This is a genomic window from Pseudomonas sp. 05T35, from assembly GCF_056396605.1.
The window spans coordinates 1-2,087 of record NZ_JBFTLU010000610.1 but is presented as its reverse complement, the minus strand read 5'-3'; the positions used below and the strand labels follow the sequence as shown (position 1 = coordinate 2,087).

The following is a 2,087-nucleotide window of genomic DNA, read 5'->3' as shown; positions in this document are numbered from 1 at the left end:
GTGTTCCGTCGCGATGTGCCCTTTGCGCCTTCGTGGTGGGCAATCAGCTTTCCCATCGCGGCCTTGAGCAATGCGGCGCTGAAATATGCACATGTCCAGGACAACACCCTGCTGATGCTCATCGCTGCTGTGATTCTGCTGTTCCTCACTGTGGCACTGACCGTGCTGACGGTGAAAACCCTGATTAGCCTGCTCAGCGGCAAACTGTTAGCCAACTGACCGTTTATCTCCCTTTGGCGAGCCCTCACCGGCTCGCTTTTTTTTGCCCATACAGGTTTCATCGAATGACTTACAACACTTCGTGGTTACTGCTGATCATTGCCGGACTTCTGGAGATCGCCTTTGCGGTCGGGTTGAAATCTGCAAACGGTCTTGAACGGCCCTGGCTGCTGGCCGGCACCGTCGTCGTATTGGCCGGCAGTTTGTGCTTGTTGACGATGGCGTTGCGTGTCCTGCCTGTAGGAACCGCCTACGCGATCTGGACCGGCATCGGCGCTGCCGGCACAGCCATCGTCGGCATGTATTGGTTGGGCGATGGGGTTTCCTTCTGGCGGCTCGTCTGGATCGGCTTGATCCTGCTGAGTGTCGCCGGGCTACGCTGGGCAGCCTGAACAGAGCAGATACCTTACTAACCGCACATTTGATGAGTGAGAAAGCAGACAACTCAGGCGGGGGTCTGCTTTGAAATATCAGCAACTATCCATAAGGCTGGTGACTGGTCACACAGTGGATCCCCCCACCACCGGCGGCGATGGCATCGATGTTGAGCTGAACCACCACACGGTCTGGGTAGAGCTCGGACAACAGGTCAAAGGCTTGGGTATCTGCCGCCTTGTCACCGAACTCGGGGGCAATGACCGCTCCATTGATCACGAAGTAGTTGATATAGCCCGGCGCGAAGTCTGGATTGTTTTTGTTGAACCGACTTTTTCGTGGATTGAGCGGAGGCGACACGGTGTGCACGTGCAGCGTGCGGCCATCGGCATCGGAGGCCTTCCTGAGAATGTCCAAATGGGCAAGCGTCACGGCGTGGTCATAGGACTCGGGGTCGTTGTCAAGGTTGGCGATCACCACTCCCGGCTTGACGAAGCGGGCGTAGAAGTCGACATGGGCGTCGGTGATGTCCTTGCCTTTGATGCCCGGCAGCCAGATGATTTTGCGCAAGCCGAGCCTGTTCTTCAGTTCTTCCTCTACGTCTGTTTTGCTCCAGCCGGGATTGCGGTTGGTATTGATCCAGCTGCTTTCGGTCATGATCCCCGTGCCGTGGCCATCCACTTCGATAGCGCCGCCCTCGCCCACCAGCCGGCTGCGGATGTAACTGGCGCCAGCGGTCCGGGCGACCAAAGCGGCCAACTGCGCATCCTCGGTGTGCTGCTGTTTATTGCCCCAGCCGTTGAAGTTGAAATCCACCGCACCGAGCCCTCCTTCGCTATCGATAACGAAGTTGGCCCCGATATCGCGCATCCAGATATCGTCCAGCTCCGTGACAACAAAGGTGATGTTGCCCGTGCCGCATTTTTCTTCAGCCAGATCCCGCTCGCTCTCGCGGCAGAACACGGTGACCGGCTCATAGCTGGCGATGGTGCGGGCGATCCGGCCCAAGGCATCTTGCACGTCAGGCGTGAAGTCCTCGTGGAAGGCCTCCTGTGCACCAAAGGCGATAAAGGCCCGCCGATGTTTGTCGCCCTCGTCCGGCATATGCCAACTGCCCTTGATGGCTGCTTGCACCCGGGGAGCATTCAGGCCGAGTGCCATGGACGCGGCTGCGCCCAGACTGGCAAACACCGATACCTGCTTGATGAACTCTCGACGTGTCGACATGCGGATCTCTCTGTTCATTTCACGGAAGCCGTCTTGAACTTGGTCCACGCCCGCATTCGCGCACGCATATCCGCCTGGGGAATGTCTTTGCCCGGGATCAGTCGTTGGTAAGTGGCGTCATCGAGGTAGATATCCGGGTTGTTACGCATCACTGCATCGACGCTCGGACGCGCCTTGGCGTTGGAGGTGGGGTAACCGGTGAAGTTGCTGATGGCGGCCATGTTCTCCGGGCGCATGACGAAGTTGATGAACGCGTAGGCGTACTC

Annotated in this window: 3 protein-coding genes and 1 pseudogene; 2 read left to right on the top strand and 2 right to left on the bottom strand. The window is 58.3% G+C overall.

Features of this window, described 5'->3' with window-relative positions; genetic code table 11:
* Together AC1DH9_RS27935 and AC1DH9_RS27930 are read left to right on the top strand one after the other, a co-directional pair.
* Positions 1–219: SLAC1 family transporter (locus tag AC1DH9_RS27935; RefSeq protein ID WP_477809217.1), on the top strand; the 219-nt coding region annotated here is incomplete at its 5' end.
* 65 nt (positions 220–284) lie between these two features.
* On the top strand, positions 285–611 hold the full coding sequence (locus AC1DH9_RS27930) for a DMT family transporter (RefSeq protein ID WP_427542773.1): 327 nt from the start codon (positions 285–287) through the stop codon (positions 609–611).
* An 85-nt stretch (positions 612–696) separates the two neighbouring features.
* Here AC1DH9_RS27930 and AC1DH9_RS27925 read toward each other — a convergent pair whose 3' ends face one another.
* Positions 697–1,821 carry an agmatine deiminase family protein gene (locus tag AC1DH9_RS27925; RefSeq protein ID WP_427542956.1) on the bottom strand — a complete coding sequence of 375 codons (1,125 nt, stop codon included), beginning with the start codon at positions 1,819–1,821 and terminating at the stop codon, positions 697–699.
* Between the two features lie 14 nt (positions 1,822–1,835).
* A pseudogene (locus tag AC1DH9_RS27920) lies at positions 1,836–2,087 on the bottom strand (extracellular solute-binding protein); the annotation flags it as partial.